A 20745-nucleotide genomic window follows, 5' to 3' on the forward strand; every position below is an offset into this window, starting at 1 on the left:
TTCGCGTGACAAAGGTGGCGAAAACGCATATATCTTGGGGATAAAAATACAGGAATTCCCTAATGGCGGACACCAACCAAGACCAACAAGATTACGGCGCCGACTCCATCAAAGTTCTCAAGGGCTTAGAGGCGGTTCGCAAGCGTCCCGGCATGTATATCGGAGACACGGATGACGGCTCCGGTTTGCATCATATGGTCTATGAGGTGGTGGACAATGGAATTGATGAGGCACTCGCCGGTCACGCCGACCATGTCTATGTGAAAATCAACCCTGACGGGTCGGTTACGGTGGGCGATAACGGGCGCGGGATTCCGGTCGGGATACATGAGGAAGAGGGCGTTTCCGCGGCCGAGGTCATCATGACCCAACTGCATGCCGGCGGGAAGTTCGACAGCAACTCCTATAAGGTGTCCGGCGGGTTGCACGGGGTTGGTGTGTCAGTCGTCAACGCGCTTTCCGATTATCTAGAGTTGCGCATCTGGCGCGATGGAAAAGAACACTACGCCCGGTTCGAAGGTGGATTCACAACCGAGCATCTGCGGGTCGAAGGTGACGCAAACGGGCGCAACGGAACTGAGGTGACGTTCCTCGCCTCGACCGACACGTTCAGCAACCGCGACTACGACTTTCACACGCTGGAAAAGCGCTTGCGCGAACTCGCCTTCCTGAATTCCGGCGTGCGGATCATCCTTGAAGACCTGCGGCCTGCTGAACCGCTGAAGGTTGATCTGTTCTACGAGGGCGGCGTCAAAGAATTCGTCAAATACTTGGATCGCTCCAAGACCCCGTTGATGGACGCCCCGATCTATGTGGCGGGTGAGCGCGATGAAATCGGTGTCGAGGTCGCGATGTGGTGGAACGACAGCTACAACGAAATGGTGCTGCCTTTCACCAACAACATCCCGCAGCGGGATGGTGGCACGCATATGGCGGGCTTTCGCGGGGCGTTGACGCGGGCGATCAGCAAATATGCTGCAGAAAGCGGGATTGCGAAGAAAGAGAAAGTCGCGCTGACCGGCGACGATGCGCGCGAGGGCCTGACCTGCGTGCTGTCGGTCAAGGTGCCCGATCCGAAGTTTTCCAGCCAGACGAAAGACAAGCTGGTCAGTTCAGAGGTGCGGCCAGCGGTCGAAAGCCTTATGAACGAGAAGCTGAACGAATGGTTTGAGGAAAACCCCGCCGAGGCGAAGTCGATCATCACGAAAATCGTTGAGGCCGCAGCAGCGCGCGAGGCTGCCCGCAAGGCCCGCGAAATCCGACGCAAGTCGGCGATGGATGTGAACTTCAACGCATCGAAGCTCAAGGATTGTTCTGAAAAAGACCCCTCCAAAACCGAGGTTTTTCTGGTCGAGGGGGACAGCGCGGGGGGGTCCGCCCAGACAGGCCGCGACCGCAAGACGCAAGCCATCCTGCCTTTGCGTGGGAAGATCCTGAACGTCGAACGGGCGCGGTTTGACCGCATGCTTAGCAGTCAGGAGGTTGGCAACCTCGTTATGGCGCTCGGCACCGGGATTGGTCGGGATGAGTTCAATATCGACAAGCTGCGCTACCACAAGGTTGTCATCATGACCGATGCCGATGTGGATGGGGCGCATATCCGGACCCTGTTGCTCACCTTCTTCTTCCGCCAGATGCCGGAACTGATCGAAGGCGGCTACCTCTACATTGCGCAGCCGCCGCTTTACAAAGTCACGCGCGGCAAGTCCGAGGTGTATCTCAAGGATCAGGCCGCGATGGACGAGTACCTGATCGAACAGGGGATTGAAGGCGCGATGCTGCGGCAGGGCAATGGCGAGGAAATCGCCGGCGCCGACCTGCGTCGCGTAGTGGACGAAGCGCGACAGCTGAAGCGCGTGCTTGACGCCTTCCCAACCCACTACCCCCGCCACATCCTGGAACAGGCGGCGATTGCCGGGGCTTTCGTGCCGGGTGCGGTGGATACCAACCTGCAAGGCGTGGCTGACACGGTGGCACAGCGGCTCGACCTGATCGCGCTGGAATGGGAGCGCGGCTGGCAGGGGCGGATCACGCAGGACAAGGGCATTCGGCTTGCGCGTATTCTGCGCGGCGTCGAAGAAGTGCGCACACTTGATGGCCCGATGCTGCGGTCGGGTGAGGCGCGGCGCAGCGGGTCGTTCACCCAAAGCTTGCAAGAGGTCTATAACTTGCCTGCGACGCTGGTGCGCAAGGACCGCAGTCAGGTGATCCACGGGCCCATTGATCTGCTCAAGGCGATTTTGGAAGAGGGTGAAAAGGGCCTCTCACTCCAGCGCTACAAGGGACTGGGCGAGATGAACCCCGATCAGTTGTGGGAGACAACGCTGGACCCCGACGCCCGTACCTTGCTGCAGGTGAAGGTCGAGGATGTGGCCGAAGCCGACGATCTGTTTACGAAACTCATGGGCGACGTGGTTGAACCACGGCGAGAGTTCATTCAGGACAATGCGCTGAGCGTTGAGAACCTCGATTTCTGAAGAACGGCGACTGAATGTGAGTGTCAGCTTTTCCCCATCCAAGTATCATGAGCCGTCTGAATCTGCCTTACAACGTTGAAATTACTTGATTATTGAAGTTCTCGTAAATGCTTAAAGCGGTGTGGATTTAGTACCGATTTGTCAAGATCGTTTTCTATGCAAACACGCCTCGCGCTTGCAGAGTTCGCTCGCCACCATGTCAATCGTTGTCACTTTCCGTGGCTCTTTAGCAAAACCGCAAAGACAAGCGGCGCTGCCGCGATGACAAGCGTGATGCGGATCACATGCATGATCGAAACGTAGGTGATGTCTTGTTCCAGTGCCAAAGCAAGCAGTGACATCTCGGCCAAGCCACCGGGCGAATAGGCAAGGAAAGCCTGACTGAGTGGGATGCCGCTTTGCAATGCGATGATCTCGGCAAAGCCAACGGCCACACACAGCATGGCAAGCGAAGACATAGTTGCGAGCAGCAGGTCCCGTCTAATCTCGGCGAAGGTGGCTCCGACGAACCGGGTGCCGATGATTGTGCCGATTGTGATCTGTGCCGCGATGATAAAGAGGGTGGGTGGTGCCACCGTGACCCAGCCCAGAATATGGGTTGCACCGCTCAGAATAAGCGGTCCAAATACCGGGGCGGCAGGCAGCCGCAGGCGTTTTCCGCCCCAGGCACCAATGACGGCACAGGCGCCAAGGATGATGTAGTCTGAAAGGCTGATTGCATCGAGCGCGACCCAGGTGCTCGCACCTGTCCCATTGCTTGAAACGCCAAGGATCAGCCCGAAGAAGAGAGCCACGAATGTGATCACAATCAGGATACGCGCGGCATGGGCAAGGGCAATCCGCCTTTCATCGCCACCCGCCTCGGCCCCTAACAGCATCATTTCATTCAAGCCGCCAGGCATTGCAGCATAATAGGCCGATACCGGATCGTAGCCGCCAATGCGCCGATAGACGAGAAATGACAGCCCAGCGGCGCAGGCCAGAAAGACCGGCAGCAGAAGCAGCGTCAAAACCCAGCTTCCCAAGAGGCCAAAGACCTCTGCCGTCACGCCCGACCCAAGCATCACACCGATCACCGGAATGACAAAGGGGCGCAGACCGGCGGGGGCACGTACCGGCATGCGCAACATCGCGGCGCATGTGTTGCCGATCATCGGCCCCAGCATCCATGGTAAGGGCAGACCAACCGCATAAGCACCGATACCGAAGATCAGCCCAATCGTCAGGGCCAAAAGTATCCGTGAGAATTCAGAATCCGGTTCCATCGCTTCGGCATGTGGCGGCGTTGCGCGGACCATGCGGTGCGAGGCGAAGATGGTCAACGGGCATCGCGGATGTGATGCCCGTTGACCCCGGCAATCTAGTGCCGGTGCAGCATAATTGGGTCTATACGCACCTGATGGTGCACTTGGGGCGGAAGCCCCAGATCCTGCCGCAGATGATTTGACAATCGATCAGTGCTTGGCTTCCGGTGCCGCGTCGGAACATCATACACGTCAGGTGGATGCTGCTTGCGAAACAGCCTTGCAGCAACAGCCAAGACAACACGTCGCAGACCGAAATTCGCGACAAGATCATCGATCACCTCGGTCAGAGGTTGTGGGTTCTTCAGTGGTAAAGCATTCATCTTGCTCCATTTCCGCAAATACATTGCGGCCTTTCGTTGTAGTTCCGGTTTGACGAAAACGCGTGCAACAAAGGTTGCTGGCGCAGCAGTCAAACGTGGGTAGATGGGTGGAAAAGAAGGCCGGAAAACCGGCCGGTGGCGCTTAGCTGGTCGATGAGCCAGCAGGCAACATCGTTGCAGACACGCCAGCCGGATGACACCAGAATAGGGGGCGATTAAGATTGTAAGTCATCGTAACCCTCCCTTGTTGATGTGGTCCGACCCGGACACTCATACAGTGTGTGCAGCAAAAAGCAAACAGCTTTCCGTTACGGCAGCAGCAAGTGGCGGAATGACAACGCCGCTAGAGCCCGCCGATATGATGGGTGCCGCGACTTCTGGCCAGCGCGATCTGCTTTTGACGTTCGCGAAAGCGGGCCTTGTCCGCGTCCGATGTCTCATCCACGCAATGATGGCAGGACACGCCTGTTTCATAGGCGGGATGATTGCGATCACCGGGTTCCAGCGGGCGGCGGCAGGCATGGCACAGGATATGCGGCCCTTCTTTCAGGCCGTGCTCGACGCTCACGCGGGCATCGAAGACAAAGCACGACCCGTCCCATTTGCTTTGCGCTTCAGGCACTTCTTCAAGGTATTTCAGGATGCCACCTTTGAGGTGATAGACATCCTCAACCCCTTGCCCCAGAAGGTAATTCGTGGACTTCTCGCACCGAATACCGCCGGTGCAGAACATCGCGATCCGCTTGTTGTGAAAGCGATGCTTGTTCTCTTCCCACCATGCGGGAAACTCACCAAAGCTCTTGGTTTCGGGATCGATTGCACCCTCAAATGTGCCAATCGCGACCTCGTAATCATTGCGCGTATCAATCACCGCCACATCCGGCGCGCTGATCAGATCATTCCAATCGGCAGGCGCCACGTAGTGACCCACGCGAGCGACCGGATCGACATCGGGCTGGCCCATTGTGACGATCTCTTTTTTCAGACGCACCTTCATGCGGTGAAAGGGCGGAGTTGTCGCGGTGCTCTCTTTCCAGTCAAGATCGGCGCAGCCCGGCAAGGCGCGGATATGCGCGATAACCGCATCAATGCCGCTGCGATCCCCTGCAATCGTGCCGTTGATTCCTTCCTGTGCGAGCAAAAGCGTGCCGCTCACGCGGTTTGCTTTGCACAAGGCAAGAAGTGGCGCCTGCAACGCAGCGGGCGCGTCAAAGCGGGTGAAGTGATAAAGGGCGGCGACGACATACATGCGGCGTCAGTTACGCCCGCAAGTGCGTTTCCGCAAGGGTTGGCCTTGTTACCGACAGCGACGGAAATGGTAGGCATGGACGTATAACCTATGAACGCAACTGAATGCGGAGCGGTTTGATGCGTAAACGTCCAACGCCCCCGGCTTTTCTGATCGGGTTCGCGATTGCTTATATGGCCTTGGGCCTTGTGATTATGAGTGCGAAGGCAGGTCTAGTCTGACACCGCGCCCTGTGCGGCGGCAATGGCTAGCCCATCGGCCACGGCGGTAAAGGCTTCGGCCTGTTCCGAAGCAGCGTGCGGGAACAGCGCGACCATGGTATCAGCGACCACCTGCAGCAGGCTGGAGCCGCCGACAAAGACGATCTTTCCGATCTGTGCGGGCTGGACGCCGGCCATCGCCAGCGTCTCTTCCGCGCAGAGGCGGATCTGAGTGGCATAGTCTTCCAGAATTGCCGCCATGGCTTCCTTTGTCAGATCGGCAGCAAGCGCGGGTGCTACGACACTAAGATCAATGCGCGTCTGCGCGATGTCCTGTGCGTTTAGCCGGATCTTGCCGTCTTCCACCGCAAAGGCGATGTCGTGGCCCAGTTCCATCTGCAGGACCGTCCGCAAGCGCACAAATAGGTCAGGGTTGACGCCCAGCTTTGCGTAATCCGCAGCCATGCGCCGGTTTTCCGGCGTGTAAACAAAGGGAATCTTCTGCCAGGTTGCCAGATCATTATAGATCGCGTTGGGGGCGATATGCTGACCGTCACCCAGTTCGTTGCGCACGGGCGCGCCGCGACCCAAAAGCGGCATCACCGATGCGATGGAAATGGCGCGGTCAAAATCTGTACCACCGACACGCACGCCGTGGCTTGCGATGATCCGGGTCTGGTCACCGTCGCGTGTGAAGATGGAGAAATCCGACGTGCCCCCACCGATATCGACAATTAGGCCCAGCGTCCCCGGCTCTAGCGGGCCACTCGCGCGGGCGGCGGCTTCCGGTTCATACATGAAGGCCACGTCGCGATATCCGGCCACCATATACGCTTCGCGCAGATCCACTTCGGCCTGTGCGTTACGGGTGGCATCGCTGGAATGGAAACGCACCGGCCGCCCCGACAGGGCGACATCGTAGGTCTCGCCGGTTTCGGCCTCTGCCCGGTTGCGCAGCATACGCAGGAACCGGGCCACAACTTCGATCAGTGTTAGTCGTTCATATGCGATCTGGCGCTTTTCACGCATCAGCGGCGTGCCGAGAACGGATTTCAGCGCACGCATGAACCGCCCCTCGCGCCCATCGATGAGGGCCGCATTCGCTTCGGACCCATAGGTCGTGATCTTTCGGTCATAATCGAAGAAGACAGACGTCGGCAAAGTGGTGCGCCCCGGCTCAACCATAATCAGCTGGGGCCTGCCATCAATCATCACCCCGGCAGCCGTATTTGAGGTTCCAAAATCGATCGCTAAAACCGCCATCGCCGCCTCCAATGATTTGCGAAAGACGCGCCTGATATGCGCAAGCCGCGACACATGCAAGCCCGCCCCGGGGGCTTGATCAACCGCCTTGGGCGCGTCAGCATCGGGCCAAGGAGGCGCACATGGCAAAAATCATCTGGATGACCGACCCGCATTTCCAGAATGAAGGGCTTATAGGTGATCTGAACCCGCGCTCCCGACTGAAAGCGGCGATCGCACATATGAATACACACCATGCGGATGCGGATTTTCTGGTACTGACGGGTGATCTGGTCGGCGATGATATCGAAGGCGACTACCGGCTGCTTGCCACATACCTCGCCGAGAGCAAGATCCCCGTCTATCCGCTCGTCGGCAATAATGACGACAGGGCCGGGTTTCGCGCGCATCTGACTTTGCCAGATGGCACTATGGATGAGTTCATTCAGTACAAGATCGCGATGCCCGACGCGACGATCCTTTGCCTCGATACCCATATGGTTGGGTCGCATGCCGGTGAGTTTTGCGCCGCGCGTCAGGAGTGGCTGGCGGCCCATCTTGGCGACACGCCGACATATGTCTTCATGCACCATCCGCCCATGGATCTGCATTTGCCGCCACAGGACGAGATCAAGCTGGCAGATGGGGATGCCTTTCTCAACCTCATCGCCGGCCGCGTGGACCATCTCTTCATCGGTCACGTTCATCGCCCCACATGCGGTACGATCCGGGGCATCCCTTTCGCGACGCTGCGGGCGTTGTCGTTTCAGGCTCCGCCACCACAACCGCCTTGGGATTGGAGCAGCTTTGTTCCCGCAAAAGAGGCACCGCATTACGGTGTCCTCTATATCGAGAACGGCAATGCCACTCTGCAGCACACGGATTTTTGCACTTACGAGACAGGGATTGAGCGCTGACGCTTTTCATCTATGGCGCCCGCCCGTAAGAGGCACGTATGCAAAGGGTCATGATCTGCGGTGGGCCAGGCTCCGGCAAAAGCACGCTTGCCCGGATCATGGGTGAGCGATTGGGGCTGCCTGCTTACCACATGGACCATATCCACTGGACACCGGGTTGGGTTGAACGGGACAAGGCTGCGAAAACGCCACTCGTCATGGAGATCATCGCCAAAGATGCATGGGTCTTTGAAGGTGGGCATTCAAAGACCCATGATGACCGCGCCGCGCGATCCGACACGTTCATCTGGCTCGATCTGCCGCTGGTCTTGCGTTTCTACCGCGTGGTTTGGCGGTCACTGCGCGACTTTGGAAAAGTACGGCCCGATATGGCTGATGGCTGCCCTGAGACCTTTGGCAAGCACACGCTTGAATTCTGGTGGTGGATCTGGACGACACGGCACAGCAAAAGGGCGCGTATGCAGCGTATCATTGAAGAGTTCCCGCATCTGAAAGTCTATCACCTACAAACCCGCTCGCAGGTGGCCGCATTCATTGCTAACCTGCCTAGAAAAGCGGAGGCTTTATGATGACCCACGCACTTCTTGTGATTGATGTGCAAAATGATTTCTGCCCCGGCGGCGCTTTGGCTGTGGCTGGCGGCGATGAGATTGTGCCGGGCATCGATGCCGAGATGGATAAATTCGATGCCGTGATCCTGACGCAGGACTGGCACCCGGCGGGCCATTCATCCTTTGCCTCAAGCCATGACGCGGCTCCGATGAGCATGACGGAAATGCCTTACGGCCCACAGGTCCTTTGGCCCGATCACTGTATCCAGGGCACGCAAGGGGCGGCATTTCACAAAGACTTGCTGGTCGACCGTGCCGATTTGATCATCCGCAAAGGCTACAACCCGGCCATCGACAGCTATTCGGCCTTCTTTGAGAATGACAAGGTCACGCCCACCGGCCTCGAAGGCTATCTGCGCACGCGTGGTATCGATGCCGTAACACTTGTCGGCCTCGCGACGGATTTCTGCGTGAATTATTCCGCGGTCGATGCAGCAAGGCTGGGCTTTACCGTCACGGTCAACACCGGCCTTTGCCGCGCGATTGATTTTAACGGATCGCTTCAGGCCGCCCGGACGGCGATGGATGAGGCTGGCGTTACGCTCGCCTAGCGCCCGCGTCCGGCAAACCAGACCGATGACACGCCCGCAATCATGATCACAACCAGCCCGGCAAGGCTCAACTGATCCGGCCATTGGCCAAAGACCGCCCACCCGATCACCATCGCGGCCAGCAATTGGCTATAGATCAGCGGGGCAATCACGGCGGCAGGTGTCGTTCGGTTGACCATGACCAGCAAGAAGTTACCACCCGCCGAGCCAAGCGCGGAGAGTGTGATCAAGCCGAGGGCCTGCGGTGTCAGCGCCGGTATGGGTAGGAATGCGAAGGGCGCCAGAATGATCGCCCCGATGATTAGTTGCGACAGCAGCAAAAATCGCGGGCGAAAGGCGGGGGCCAACCAACGGGTTGCCACCAGATAGGCCCCGTAAAAGCACCCCGCCAGAACGGCAAAGCCCATGCCGGTGGTCATCCCAAAACCGGGGCGGACCACCAACAGAACCCCAGCAAAGCTGACCAGCAACAGGATAGTACGCAGCCGCGTAATCTGCTCTCCCAACGCCACTGCCGACAGGAAGTAGGACACGACCGGCCCCACAAAGAACCCACCAAACACATTCGCGAGCGGCTCGGTCTTCAGTGCCGTCAGGATACAGACGATCCCACCCACGATCAGGCCCGCCCGCAGGAACAGACGCCAATCCAGCAATTGGCCCAGCTCGGTCCATTGCAGGGCACAAAACGGCGCGAGCAGAATCGCGGCCAGCGCAAACCGTGTCCAGGCGACAAAGACCTGCGGAAATCCCGCACCTGTCAGCAGGGTCGCCGCTGCGTCACCGCCGACAATCAGAAACATCGCCAGCACAACCGCGCCGACCATTGAAGGCGGGTAAGTCTTTGTCACTGAACGAATTCTAACGCCACATAAAGAAGCAGCAAAAGACCCACACCCAGCCCAAGCAGCGCAATACCCCGACGCGTCTGGTTCTTGGGCCGGGGTCGCGCTGTCGCTGGCGCGGCGCGCGGGGTCGGCGCAAGCAAGGTCTCATCCTCCAACGGCTTCGCTGCATCAAGGGACGCCAGAAAGCTCTGAAAATCAAAACCGCCCCAATTCACGCCGCTCAGATCATGATTGCCCAGATTGGCGGTCAACTTCTCGATCACCCCCACACGGGCCGCTTCATCGCTGATCGGATACCGGCCCGGCGGCGCGCCACTGTCATAGACCTGCAAAGCAAACCCGCTCTCCAGAAAAAACGTGCGTACAGACGCATCCGCTTTCTCCAGCGCCGCCACGACCCGCGCGTCACGAAACATCGCCCGCTTCTCGGTCGCCACACCCGTCACCGCCAGATCGCCAAACTGGTCCGGCAGCCCCTCAGGCGTGACCGCGACCATGTCGAAATCATAACGCAATGCCATCCCCTTAGGCCCCCTTGCCACCCCCGCGCCCGCTTGATCTAACACGGGCAGTCAAGAGGGGGAACAGCACATGGTCGACATCGCCACCCGCGTCTGGAACCACAAATGGAAGATCGACCCGATCGTCCGGTCCCTGATCGACACCGATTTCTACAAGCTCCTGATGTGCCAGTCGGTCTTCCGCAACAAGCCCGACACCCAAGTCACCTTCTCACTCATCAACCGCACCAAATCTATCCGCCTCGCCGATCTGGTGGACGAAGGCGAACTGCGCGAACAACTCGACCATATCCGCTCCCTCTCCCTCACCCGCGGCGAAAGCACATGGCTCCGCGGCAACACCTTCTACGGCAAACGCCAGATGTTCACCCCCGCCTTCATGGAATGGTTCGAGAACCTGCAACTCCCCCCCTACCACCTCGAAAAACGCGACGGGCAATATGAGCTCACCTTCGAAGGGTCATGGCCCGAGGTCATGCTCTGGGAAATCCCCGCCCTCGCCGTGCTGATGGAGCTACGCGGGCGCGCTGTCCTAGGCGAGATGGGGCGGTTCGAACTTCAGGTCCTCTATGCCCGCGCCATGACCAAGCTCTGGCAAAAGGTCGAACAGCTCCGCAACATCCCCGACCTGCGCCTCGCCGATTTCGGCACAAGGCGGCGGCATTCCTTCCTCTGGCAGGACTGGTGCGTGCAGGCCATGACCGAAGGCCTGGGCGACCGTTTCGTCGGCACCTCCAACTGCCTGATCGCCAAGAACCGGGATATGGAGGCGATTGGCACCAACGCCCACGAACTCCCCATGGTCTACGCCGCCTTGGCCGAGACCGACGAGGCCCTCGCCCAGGCCCCCTATGACGTGCTCGCCGACTGGCATGAGGAGCATGACGGCAACCTGCGCATCATCCTGCCCGACACCTACGGGACGAAGGGCTTCCTCGACCGCGCGCCCGACTGGCTGGCCCGCTGGACGGGCATCCGCGTTGACAGCGGCGACCCCGCGACCGGAGCGGAAACGGCGATCAACTGGTGGAAAAGCCGGGGCGAGGACCCCAGCGAAAAGCTCGTCATCTTCTCAGACGGTCTCGACGTGGACAAAATCATCGAGCTTCAGGCCCAATTCGCCGGCCGCGTCCGCGTGTCCTTCGGCTGGGGCACAATGCTCACGAACGACTTCAAAGGCCTGACGGAAAACGACGCCCTCGCCCCCTTCTCCTTCGTCTGCAAAGCCATCGCCGCAAACGGCAAACCCACCGTCAAACTGAGCGACAACCCCAACAAGGCCATGGGGCCAGAGGACGAGATCGCCCGCTACAAACGGGTGTTCGGGGTCGGAGAGCAGGTGGAGATGGAGGTTGTGGTTTAGTGAAAGTGGCGGGGCGTGTTGCTACCCCACCACTGGCCAATCGGTCACTCGTCAATCAAAATAGGCCAAGCGCGTTTGCCAAATTGACTGGCATAGATGCGTTCACCGGTTTTTGGATCAGTCTTCCATGGGCGGAAGATCCAACGCTTTCCCGGTGGAGGGGGCGGAAAAACTGAATTTCCCATAGCCGTAACTCCTCTATTGAGGATTTGATTTGATGCGGTAGCCGGACTGTGAGAATACTAAGATGCAAATCAGTGGTATTCTGCAGCTGCTACTGCTCTGCTTTGCCGCTAGGGGGCCGACAGGTTTACTTGTCGGCCTTTTTCTTTTTGGTCTCCCTGCAACGCCGCGCGGCTATCGGAGCAGGGCCCATAGAGTCTCATTAGCTTTCCTTCTCGGCCATATATGGGTGTCTGATTCACCCTAGGCACAACATCGCAGGCTGTGTTGATCAGGGCAAGCAAAAAATTTGCCTTAGCTAATATCTAGCTTGAAAAATAGCTTAGATAACTTATTTTCGACTTCAACGAAGGAGAATTGTCAGATGTCGCGTCCACGGAGCCCAAGCTACCCCAACCAACCATTACAGAAGTGTTTGCAGCTGATTTCACTTGTTTTTAAAGAAGATCGCACTAATCCGATCGACCGCGAAACTGCGGCTAAACACATCGGATATAGTGGACTCAGTGGCGCAGCCGACAAGACACTTTCGACGCTTGCGCAATACGGCTTGTTAGAGAAAGCAGGGACCGGGGAAGTCCAAGTAACATCGCTTGCGGTAGAAATACTCCATCCTGACCGCCCGGAAGACCGCCAAATAGCGCTTCGCGATGCAATTAACTCTCCCACCGTATTTCAACAGATAAGCAATAGATTTCAGGATGGTACGCCATCTAAGTCAGCTCTTGAATCTTGGCTAGTGAGGGAGGGTTTCCAAGATCGGGCTATTTCGCCGATCATCCGCTCGTATCTGGAAAGCGTTCGCTTCCTTGTCGCTGAAGGTATCACGATTGGCGAGGGTGATCTTGAACAGGGGGCTGAGTTGGATCACGACAGTATTGTGACTGATCAGCTTGACAACAAGGATATCGGTTCCTTTGACAATGCAGCTCAGCAGATAGGAAGGACTAGTCCGGGCACTACGTCAAAACCATCCAACCAAGCTTTTGTTGAAGAATGGTTCCGAGTGAAATTGGGCTCTGAAAAGACTGTGACGATAAATTTGTTTGGTGCGGAGGACATTACAGCCCGTGACATAGACAAATTGATAATCTTGTTAGAGGCTCAAAAAGTTGCAATTGCAGATTAGCAAGCCTAGGGTGCGCATTCACTGCGCATCGTCTCTCACCACAATGGTGCGCGTAAACCGAACACCCTACGGTCTCACAAATGCCCGTAGGGCGAAGTTCTCCTCGCCGCAATGCTATAGTCGCTGCACATCCATCCGCTGATGCAGAATTCTAATAACCGTCACTGCCGTATCGTCCTCCCGGAAGAACACCACATGGCGTCCAGTCAATACGCGCCGCAGGCCCGGGCGAACCTCATAGGCTGACCGCGACGCAACCTCACCGGTGGCGATCCCCAATATCCGCTCCTCCAGCATGGCGTCATATGTGACGGCCTGCGCATAACCCCAGTGGTCTTCCGTGTAGTCCCAGATGGTGGCGATGTCTTCGACTGCCGCACGGGCGTACTTGATCCGCTTCACCCGGACGCTTTCTCTCGGGCCTCATACGCTGCCCGCTTCTGCGTACGAAAATCATCCCAGTCAAATTCTTCGGCAATCCCGGACGCAATCCCTTCGTCAATCAACGCCCGCAACTGCTCCAGATTCGCCTCGCGTTCTTCCAACAACCGCAGCCCCGCCCGCACCACATCGCTGGCCGAGCTGTAGCGCCCCTCTTTCACCTTCGCGTCGATGAACCCAGTGAAGTGCTCGCCAAGGGAAACGGATGTGTTGCGCGGCATGGTCAGATCTCATGTGCCAAAGATAGGTACAATATGGGTCAGGCGGCGGGTCCGGTCAATCCTGCCCATCCACCCTCCCCCTGAGCGCCTTCACCTCCCCGCGCGCTTTCTTCTCCGCGAGCCTGCGGCGGATTGATCCTTTCGTGGGCCGTGTCGCCACCCGTCGTTTGGGCCGCTCGCAGGCTTTGCGGATCAGCTCTGCCAGCCTCTCCCGCGCGATCTCGCGGTTGCGCGCCTGGCTCCGCGTCTCTTGCACGAAAATCACCACCGCCCCGTCCTGCGTCCACCGTCGCCCTGCCAGCCGCCGCAGCCGCGCCTTGACCGGCTCGGGCAGGTTGGGGGACCGCGCCGCCTCGAACCGCAACTCAACGGCTGTGGACACCTTGTTCACATTCTGCCCACCGGGGCCCGACGACCGAGTAAAGCTCTCCGTCAGCTCCCAATCGGCGATGGTGATCTGGTCATTAATCTTCATCTTGGCACAAAAACTCCCGCCGGAGGCTCCTGCGGCTGCAACACGCCTGTACGTACAGGATATGTACAGGTTCTGTACGGGATATTTACATGAAAATTCAGACTGGTGTGGCCGCATTTGGCTGCGCCAAACGCTTACCCACACTTGGTGAATGCGTGGCATTCACCATGGAAAAAGGGCCACCCCGGCGATGGGATGGCCCTTTCCTGAATTACGGAGGCGGGTCGGTTAGGTTGCCCACCTTATGGTCTTCTCAGCCAAGGGCTGCCTTAGATGAGACCCCCACAAGTTGTCCCGACACGTATCTCCAATACCTCATGATGCACTGGATCACCTCCTTTCATTATGTTTCGCCTGCTCAGGAGGGTGGCACAGATTTGGTATATTTCAAGTAAAAATACGCCCGACCTCGTGTTTATGTGCTGGCGTGAGTCATGCGCCCAACAATCAGGCGGAATGGTACCAGGGCGAGCAATGCGATGCTCAGCTTCACGCCCCAGTCCGCGACGGCCAGCGTGACCCAAAGCGGCATCATCGGCCCCGTCGTCAAGAACGGCGCGGCGTCCTGCGCCCACATCACCTCTTCCGCGGCGGAGGCGCTGAGCCCGTTGAAGACGGCGGCAAAGGCGATTGAAAAAAAGATGGCCGTGTCGACGGTCGAGCCGACCAGCGTGCTGCCCAGTGGCGCCTTCCACCATGAGCCCTCCCGCAGCCGGTTGAAGACAACGATATCAAGCAGTTGCGCGATCAGAAACGCGGTCGCCGAACCGATGGCGATGCGCAAAGCAACCGCTGGGTATTCAAACCCGTCCCCTTGCAGCATGATCTGTGACCCAATCAGCGAGCAGATGATCCCGACAATGAGCCCTGCAAACACAACCTTGCGCGCGGCAGCGGGACCGTAGATGCGGTTCATCACGTCCGTCACCAGAAAGGCCAGCGGATAGGTGAACGCCCCCCAGGTCAAGAGGCCGTCGAGGATCAGGAATTGCACAAGGATGTTGGATGCGACCACGATGGTCGCCATGGCGAGGACGCCGGGAAGGATACGTGTCATGTCTGGTTTTCCGTTTTGGCAAGGGTGCGGCACTTGGCCCCCGGATGCTGGGGACAGCGCGCCTTAACGCCCATTGCCTAGTCGGTCAACCGATATTCGACGATCTGGGTCTGTTGGAAGAAGCTGAAATTGTCGTCCGAGATCATGGTCAGGCGTAGGCCTTCTTCGTCTTCCCAGACGCTGATCCCCTCCAGATTGTCGTGCACGCCGAGCCCGGTCTGCAGGATCAGCTCCTCCGATCCGCCATTCAGGTCAAACCGCCGGACACGGCTGCGAAATCCGATCCCGGCGAAGTCGCGCTCCAGCAGATAAAGCCGTCCATCCGGACCGATATCTGCGCCCGCCATCAGGTAAGGCCCGGTGCGCGGCACCTCAAACGGTTGATCCCAAACCCCGTCCTTGTAGCGAAAAACGGGAAAGGGACGCGTGGCGAGACCGGATCGTTCGGGAAGTGTATAAAGCGCACCGTCAAGGCCGATAGCCAAAGCCTCGAGCGATGAATTGCTCTGTAGTTCCATTGCTGTGGGCGGGTCGATCAGGTCAGAGCCGAAGGCGCCAACGCGTTCAAAGTATCGCAGCCCGTGGGTCCATTCGAACGAAACAAAAATGCCGCCGTCGGGTGCATATGCCAGCCCCTCACTGTCCCGTTCGTGACGGCGCAGCGGCGCACGATGGGGTGCGCGCAGCACTTCCAAGGTTTGGTGATTAACTGCTTCGATCACGCCGTCTTCGCGTGCAAACCGGCCTTCGGTCATATGGCCCCTGTCACTGAGCGCGATGAAGCTGCTCCCGTCATCCGAGACTTCAATGGCCGAGAAACCGCCGAAATTCGGATCACTATCCTGCCAGATATAGGTGCTGATCAATGTGGCCTCCGCGCAGGCTGGACTCGCCCCCAGAAGGGCCATCGTACGAAGAAACAGCCGCACTTAATTCGCGTTCAACACAGATAGGCACTGGCCCGGCAGATTGGCCATCGTCAATTCCGCCCTCGGAGTTGGAGGAGGGGCGTTCGGGTCGGGCGGTGGCGGGTTGAGGATACGATCCACCCAACCTTGTGCTTCAGCGCATCCGTCACCGGATGGCGGTGGCGTCTGATCGACACAAGTCGCTGCGCCAGATGGGCAATTCAAACGCACGTGGAAATGATAATGGTGTCCCCACCAGGGTCGGATCTTGCTCAGCCAGGACCGGTCGCCGGTTGTATTGTTGCACATCGACACCTTTGCGCCGGGAAAGACAAAGATGCGGCTGACCCTTGGATCCGAAGCAGCTTGGCGCATGATCGCCTCATGCTGTGGTGTCCAGCTGCTGTTGGTGAAGGCTCCGGCAGAGCGGCGCATGGAAATCGATGAAATGCTCTCACGCTCTGCCTCGGTCAGGTTCAGCCGGTCAGGTGGCAGCATCCAGATATCCACGTCAAGGCCGGACTGGTGGCTGGCATGCCCGCTGACCGGGCCGCCGCGCGGCAGGCTCAGATCGCCGACATAAAGCCCTTCCCACCCAGGTTGGGTGGCGGCAAAACGGCTGAGGTCCTGCACGAAATCGATGGTAATGGGCTGTGACCAGTTGCGGTTGCGCGACAGCCGCATGGCCTGCCATGTTGGGCCGGTTTCGGCCAGTTGCTGACCGCCGGCCTGACAACCGCGCGAATAGCCACCGATGGGTTGCGGTGGTTGGCTTGTTGCGGTCGGCACCGCCTCAAAGAGTGGCTTGGCGATGCGTGTGTCATTCGCGTTTTGCGACACGATCTCGACTGGTGGCTGATCGGTCTGGCATGCGGCAAGCCCGAAGGCTGCAATCACTGCGATGATGTAGCGGACCATTCTGCGCGATCTCCGTCTTTATTGACCCATCGTAGCAACAAAAGTCCTAACAGGAAAAGAAAGATCACAGGCAAAAAGCCCAATTGATTGCTGCCGGTCATCCAAGTGAACAGGGTGATCAGCGCAGGGGCAAGAAAGGCCGTCGCCTTGCCGGTTAAGGCAAAGAGGCCGAATGCCTCGGTTGGGCGGTCTGGGTGGGTGTGGCGGACCATCATTGAGCGGGAGGATGCGTAAACCGCACCGCCCGCACCGCCGATGCACATCCCGCAGATATAAAATATGATATCCGGCAACTGCGACCCTTCGGCAAGAGGAATGCCAAAGAGCGTTTCGCGCGACATACCCACGATTGTGACCGACACCGCAATCAAGACCCATACAGCAACGCGGATCACGGGCTTGGGGCCAAAGCGCTGATCGGCGAGACCTGACAGCCATGTGGTGATGGCCGCGGCGATGGCCGCGATAATCCCGAAAACGCCGATCTGGATTGTCTGCCAATCCAGCACAAGTGCGGCATAGACCCCACCAAAGGCATAGACCGCATTCAGCGCGTCGCGATAGAACATCGACCCCAGCAGAAAGTTCAAAAGGCTTTTCCGGTCCAACACGCCTTTCAGCGTATCGACCAACTCGCCCCAAACCGCCCCAATCCGCGTCGATTTCTTTTCCGCGTTTGGGTCGTCATGGACGAATAGAAAGAACGGGATGATAAAGATCACGTACCAGAGCGCAATAAAGGGGCCGACCGACCGCGTGCCTTCGCGCAGGTCCGGGTCCAGCCCGAAAAGCGGTGCGTTGCCCAGCAACGTGACGCCCTGATCGTTTTCGGCCAAGAGCAACAGCATGATAAAAAGCGACGTAACGCCGCCCCAATAGCCGAAGGCCGCGCCAGAGCCTGAGATGCGCCCAACCTCCTCATCCGTGCCCAGCGACGGCAGGATCGCGTTGACAAAGTTAAGCGCGCTTTCAGCCGCGATGAAACCAACATAGAAGATGACCAGCATCAGGATCAGGGCGGAGCCGTCTGGTGTTAGGCCCCACAAGAGCGTCGTTGAAATCACGTAGACGATGGAAAAGAACGCAATCCAGGGGATCTTGCGCCCTGAATTGTCGGCAAAGGCCCCCAGAAAGGGTGCGCTGAACGCAATCAACAGACCGGCCACCGTCTGGCCCAGTGACCAGACCCATTGCGCCTGCGCGTCTGCGGCCCGTTCGTCCAGCCCGGTGCCGAGGAAATACTCGGTGGCGACAACCGCGAAGTAAGGGCCGAAGATAAACGTCAGGCCAAGCGTGTAAAAGGGTTGCGATGCCCAATCAAAGGACATCCATCCCCAGATGCGTCTCTTGCTGACTGCCATGTGCCTGTCCCTGCTCTTTGTTGTTGCAGGGATAAGACACTGATAATACGCGCTGTGGCAAGCGATCCTTTAAGCGGACGTACCGTCATCAAGCGGGGGCCAGGGGCGGACCTTGTCGGCTTCGATCCAGCGCTGCACCCATTCGGGAAAGGCCGGAGATTGGTCGCGCAGTCCAAGGGCCGCCATCAGGCGTTCGGGGCGGACGATGCCGTTGCGATCTGTCACGGCAGTGCGGTAGAGGGCCTGAACCGCGCAATCGTCGCCAATCCAGAGCGACTGATCAAGATACATAAACCGCTCGTCCCAGCCCACGCATTTGCTGACCACCCGGAACTTCACGAAAGGGCGAACCCGTTTGCGGTACATGACCGACGAGCCTGCAACGGTCAGACCCCAGCGGTTTTTGGAGAGCGCGCGCAAGAGGCCCACGCGTTGCGCCAGCCCGGTCCGTCCAAGGTCAAGGATCGTCAGGATGCGACCATTGTTCATCTCGATGAACTGATCAATATCCTGCGGCCAACACCGGTGATGCGAGATATGGGTCCCAAGTGGGGGAAGCGGCGGCAGTTTGCGCGCGTGCAGCACTTCTTTGATCAGGCGAACAAAAGGATACATCGGGGTCTCGTTCTTTGCGTGATCGGCACATTGGCGCGATTGACCTGCGCGTCAACTTTAACCTTGCGGAACTGACGGACTTGTCCCCACGCGGACAAAGGCTTAGGTCATGGCGGACTTTGTTAGAAAGCGCTGCACATGGAAATCGTATCGGACATTCTGTCGCCCATTCTCAGCTTCGCCTACTTCCTGGTGATTGTGCATTTCATCATGAGCTGGCTGATCAGATTTGAGGTGCTGAACATCCGCCAGGAATTGGTTGGACAGATATGGTACGGGCTCGAACGTATCTTGCAGCCGGTCTATAGCCGCATCAGGCGATTTCTGCCGGATATGGGCGGGATCGATCTGTCGCCTGTCGTTGTGCTGTTGGGCATCATTATCTTGCGGAACCTGATCACGTAGGTTGCTCAACCCTCTTTCGCTGACGGCCATTTTTCCGCTCATCCCGAGAATCGCAGGGCGTGGATGCTTGCGCTGCCTGCTCAATTGCGAAAAACTGCCCAGGATGGGGCACCGGGCGGCTGGATAAGCGTCGCCCTTAAGAAGAGGGATTTTACCGATGGGCTTTCTTAACCTGACCAAAAAAGGCGTCGCACTTGCGCTTTCCGCGCAGTTGGTGCTGGCCACGCAGGCCGTGACATTGGCAGAGGCGCAGATGGTCGGCACAGATGCCGCGATCAGCAAATACACCGCGATGGCAAATCGCAGCGTCTTGATGGATGAATTGCAGCGCAGTGAAGTTCGTGAGCAGATCATCGAACTTGGTGTTGATCCCGCAGAGGCTGAACAGCGGCTTGCGGCCCTCTCGGATGAAGAGATCAGCACGATCCTGACGCAGATGGAAAATGACAGCGCCGGTGCCGATATCGTCGGTACGCTGTTTACCGTCTTTATCATCCTGCTGGTCACTGACCTGCTGTGCTTCACCCGGATCTTCAACTTTACACGTTGTATCCGCTAAGCGCTCTGCGCCGGGTCGCATTCCTGCTGATTGCCAGCTGGATCGCGGCCTGTGCGCCAGCTTTCGATCCTGATGCGCGGCTTGATGTCGACGTCCCGACCCGCGCGCAGGTGGCTAATGTGCCGCTGATCCGGCAGGCCGATTTCTACTGTGGGCCCGCCTCCATTGCGATGGTTATGCAATGGGCGGGTGCGGATATCGACCAGGAGGATGTGGCCTGGCTCGCCTTCAGCCCCGGCGCGCGGGGGACCTATCTGGCGGATATGATCGGCAGCAGCAGGCGGCTTGGGCAGCTTGCTGTTGAGATCAGCACCTTCGACCAGCTTTTGTCCGAAATCGATGCTGGCCACCCGGTCATCGTCTTTCAAAATCTCGGCCTGGGCATCGCGCCGGTCTGGCATTATGGCGTCGTGACCGGCTACGACTTCGGCAGGGATGAGGTTTACCTCAATTCCGGTCAGCTTGAGCAGATGGTTCTGCCCTTTGCCACGTTTGAGCGCACATGGCGTCGCGGCGATTACTGGGGGCTGGTCGTTCTGCCGCCCGATGATCTGCCGGTCAGTGTGCCCGAACCCGATATTCTCTCAGCAGGTGCCGCGCTGGAGCGTGTAGGTCAATTGGCCGCCGCCGAAACGCTGTACGAAACCGGCGCGGCACGCTGGCCCTACAGCTGGATCTGGCAATTTGGATTGGCAAATGCTCGTTATGGGCAGGGCGACCTGCGCGGCGCGCGCACCGCCTTGCGGCAAGCGCAACGCATTGATCCCAGCGTCCCTGAAATCCGCAACAACCTTGCTCAGGTGAACCACGAACTCGCGGGTTAGTGTAGCGACGAGCCGAACTCCATTGACATGCATGGTTGAACGC

22 protein-coding genes are annotated in these 20745 nt (G+C 58.5%); 9 read left to right on the forward strand and 13 right to left on the reverse strand.

Features of this window, described 5'->3' with window-relative positions; translation table 11 throughout:
* Window positions 1–62: 62 nt before the first annotated feature.
* Complete coding sequence (gene gyrB, locus SLH49_RS00455) at window positions 63–2477, forward strand: DNA topoisomerase (ATP-hydrolyzing) subunit B (RefSeq protein WP_320267220.1); 2415 nt, start codon at window positions 63–65, stop codon at window positions 2475–2477.
* Between the two features lie 209 nt (window positions 2478–2686).
* On the opposite strand, the gene SLH49_RS00460 is transcribed toward gyrB, so the two are convergent.
* The 3 genes from SLH49_RS00460 to SLH49_RS00470 form a co-directional block, all read right to left on the reverse strand.
* Window positions 2687–3799 (reverse strand): AbrB family transcriptional regulator, encoded by a 1113-nt coding sequence (locus tag SLH49_RS00460; protein ID WP_320267221.1) that lies wholly within the window; start codon window positions 3797–3799, stop codon window positions 2687–2689.
* Window positions 3800–4447: 648 nt separating this feature from the next.
* Window positions 4448–5353: a rhodanese-related sulfurtransferase gene (locus tag SLH49_RS00465; RefSeq protein ID WP_320267222.1), complete on the reverse strand. Its 906-nt coding sequence runs from the start codon at window positions 5351–5353 to the stop codon at window positions 4448–4450.
* A 212-nt stretch (window positions 5354–5565) separates the two neighbouring features.
* Window positions 5566–6816, reverse strand: a complete 1251-nt coding sequence (locus SLH49_RS00470) for an Hsp70 family protein (protein WP_320267223.1) — start codon at window positions 6814–6816, stop codon at window positions 5566–5568.
* Between the two features lie 122 nt (window positions 6817–6938).
* Here SLH49_RS00470 and SLH49_RS00475 point away from each other — a divergent pair, with 122 nt between their 5' ends.
* The 3 genes from SLH49_RS00475 to pncA are packed head-to-tail and all read left to right on the forward strand — an operon-like array spanning window position 6939 to window position 8874.
* A complete protein-coding gene (locus SLH49_RS00475) occupies window positions 6939–7712 on the forward strand; it encodes a metallophosphoesterase (protein WP_320267224.1) in 774 nt (257 codons plus the stop codon).
* A gap of 38 nt (window positions 7713–7750) precedes the next feature.
* The gene (locus SLH49_RS00480) at window positions 7751–8281 is read left to right on the forward strand and encodes an AAA family ATPase (RefSeq protein WP_320267225.1); all 531 of its coding nucleotides are present in this window, start codon (window positions 7751–7753) and stop codon (window positions 8279–8281) included.
* Entirely contained in the window at window positions 8281–8874 is a 594-nt protein-coding gene (gene pncA, locus SLH49_RS00485; RefSeq protein ID WP_320268488.1) for a bifunctional nicotinamidase/pyrazinamidase, read from the forward strand. The genes SLH49_RS00480 and pncA overlap by 1 nt, the downstream gene beginning before the upstream one ends.
* Here the strand turns inward: pncA and SLH49_RS00490 are convergent.
* Together SLH49_RS00490 and SLH49_RS00495 are read right to left on the reverse strand one after the other, a co-directional pair.
* Window positions 8871–9677: a DMT family transporter gene (locus tag SLH49_RS00490; protein ID WP_413785271.1), complete on the reverse strand. Its 807-nt coding sequence runs from the start codon at window positions 9675–9677 to the stop codon at window positions 8871–8873. The two genes, pncA and SLH49_RS00490, sit on opposite strands and share 4 nt — an antisense overlap.
* 44 nt (window positions 9678–9721) lie before the next feature.
* Entirely contained in the window at window positions 9722–10243 is a 522-nt protein-coding gene (locus tag SLH49_RS00495; protein WP_320267226.1) for a hypothetical protein, read from the reverse strand.
* 70 nt (window positions 10244–10313) lie between these two features.
* On the opposite strand from SLH49_RS00495, the gene pncB reads away from it, so the two are divergent.
* Both pncB and SLH49_RS00505 read left to right on the forward strand, forming a co-directional pair.
* Window positions 10314–11606 carry a nicotinate phosphoribosyltransferase gene (gene pncB / locus SLH49_RS00500; RefSeq protein ID WP_320267227.1) on the forward strand — a complete coding sequence of 431 codons (1293 nt, stop codon included), beginning with the start codon at window positions 10314–10316 and terminating at the stop codon, window positions 11604–11606.
* Window positions 11607–12153: 547 nt separating this feature from the next.
* On the forward strand, window positions 12154–12918 hold the full coding sequence (locus tag SLH49_RS00505) for a hypothetical protein (protein ID WP_320267228.1): 765 nt from the start codon (window positions 12154–12156) through the stop codon (window positions 12916–12918).
* A 114-nt stretch (window positions 12919–13032) separates the two neighbouring features.
* Here the strand turns inward: SLH49_RS00505 and SLH49_RS00510 are convergent, their stop codons facing one another.
* The 8 genes from SLH49_RS00510 to SLH49_RS00545 form a co-directional block, all read right to left on the reverse strand.
* Window positions 13033–13320 carry a type II toxin-antitoxin system RelE/ParE family toxin gene (locus tag SLH49_RS00510; RefSeq protein WP_320267229.1) on the reverse strand — a complete coding sequence of 96 codons (288 nt, stop codon included), beginning with the start codon at window positions 13318–13320 and terminating at the stop codon, window positions 13033–13035.
* Entirely contained in the window at window positions 13317–13580 is a 264-nt protein-coding gene (locus SLH49_RS00515) for a type II toxin-antitoxin system ParD family antitoxin (protein WP_320267230.1), read from the reverse strand. Before SLH49_RS00515 ends, SLH49_RS00510 begins: the two co-directional genes overlap by 4 nt.
* Before the next feature lie 55 nt (window positions 13581–13635).
* Window positions 13636–14055: an alternative ribosome rescue aminoacyl-tRNA hydrolase ArfB gene (arfB, locus tag SLH49_RS00520; RefSeq protein WP_320267231.1), complete on the reverse strand. Its 420-nt coding sequence runs from the start codon at window positions 14053–14055 to the stop codon at window positions 13636–13638.
* A gap of 415 nt (window positions 14056–14470) precedes the next feature.
* Complete coding sequence (locus tag SLH49_RS00525; RefSeq protein WP_320267232.1) at window positions 14471–15112, reverse strand: queuosine precursor transporter; 642 nt, start codon at window positions 15110–15112, stop codon at window positions 14471–14473.
* A 77-nt stretch (window positions 15113–15189) separates the two neighbouring features.
* Window positions 15190–16041, reverse strand: a complete 852-nt coding sequence (locus tag SLH49_RS00530) for an esterase-like activity of phytase family protein (RefSeq protein WP_320267233.1) — start codon at window positions 16039–16041, stop codon at window positions 15190–15192.
* Window positions 16042–16938 (reverse strand): penicillin-insensitive murein endopeptidase, encoded by an 897-nt coding sequence (gene mepA / locus SLH49_RS00535; protein WP_320267234.1) that lies wholly within the window; start codon window positions 16936–16938, stop codon window positions 16042–16044.
* The gene (locus SLH49_RS00540) at window positions 16914–18299 is read right to left on the reverse strand and encodes an MFS transporter (protein WP_320267235.1); all 1386 of its coding nucleotides are present in this window, start codon (window positions 18297–18299) and stop codon (window positions 16914–16916) included. Before SLH49_RS00540 ends, mepA begins: the two co-directional genes overlap by 25 nt.
* A gap of 69 nt (window positions 18300–18368) precedes the next feature.
* Complete coding sequence (locus SLH49_RS00545) at window positions 18369–18914, reverse strand: acyl-CoA thioesterase (RefSeq protein ID WP_320267236.1); 546 nt, start codon at window positions 18912–18914, stop codon at window positions 18369–18371.
* A 138-nt stretch (window positions 18915–19052) separates the two neighbouring features.
* Between SLH49_RS00545 and SLH49_RS00550 the strand changes: the two genes are divergently transcribed.
* From SLH49_RS00550 to SLH49_RS00560, 3 genes are all read left to right on the forward strand, one after another.
* Window positions 19053–19319, forward strand: a complete 267-nt coding sequence (locus tag SLH49_RS00550; protein WP_320239234.1) for a YggT family protein — start codon at window positions 19053–19055, stop codon at window positions 19317–19319.
* A gap of 157 nt (window positions 19320–19476) precedes the next feature.
* Entirely contained in the window at window positions 19477–19878 is a 402-nt protein-coding gene (locus tag SLH49_RS00555; protein ID WP_320267237.1) for a PA2779 family protein, read from the forward strand.
* Window positions 19866–20702 (forward strand): PA2778 family cysteine peptidase, encoded by an 837-nt coding sequence (locus SLH49_RS00560; protein ID WP_320267238.1) that lies wholly within the window; start codon window positions 19866–19868, stop codon window positions 20700–20702. Before SLH49_RS00555 ends, SLH49_RS00560 begins: the two co-directional genes overlap by 13 nt.
* The last annotated feature ends 43 nt before the right edge of the window (window positions 20703–20745 follow it).

Origin of the sequence: Cognatiyoonia sp. IB215446, assembly GCF_033963825.1 — a bacterium.
Taxonomy (GTDB): domain Bacteria; phylum Pseudomonadota; class Alphaproteobacteria; order Rhodobacterales; family Rhodobacteraceae; genus Yoonia.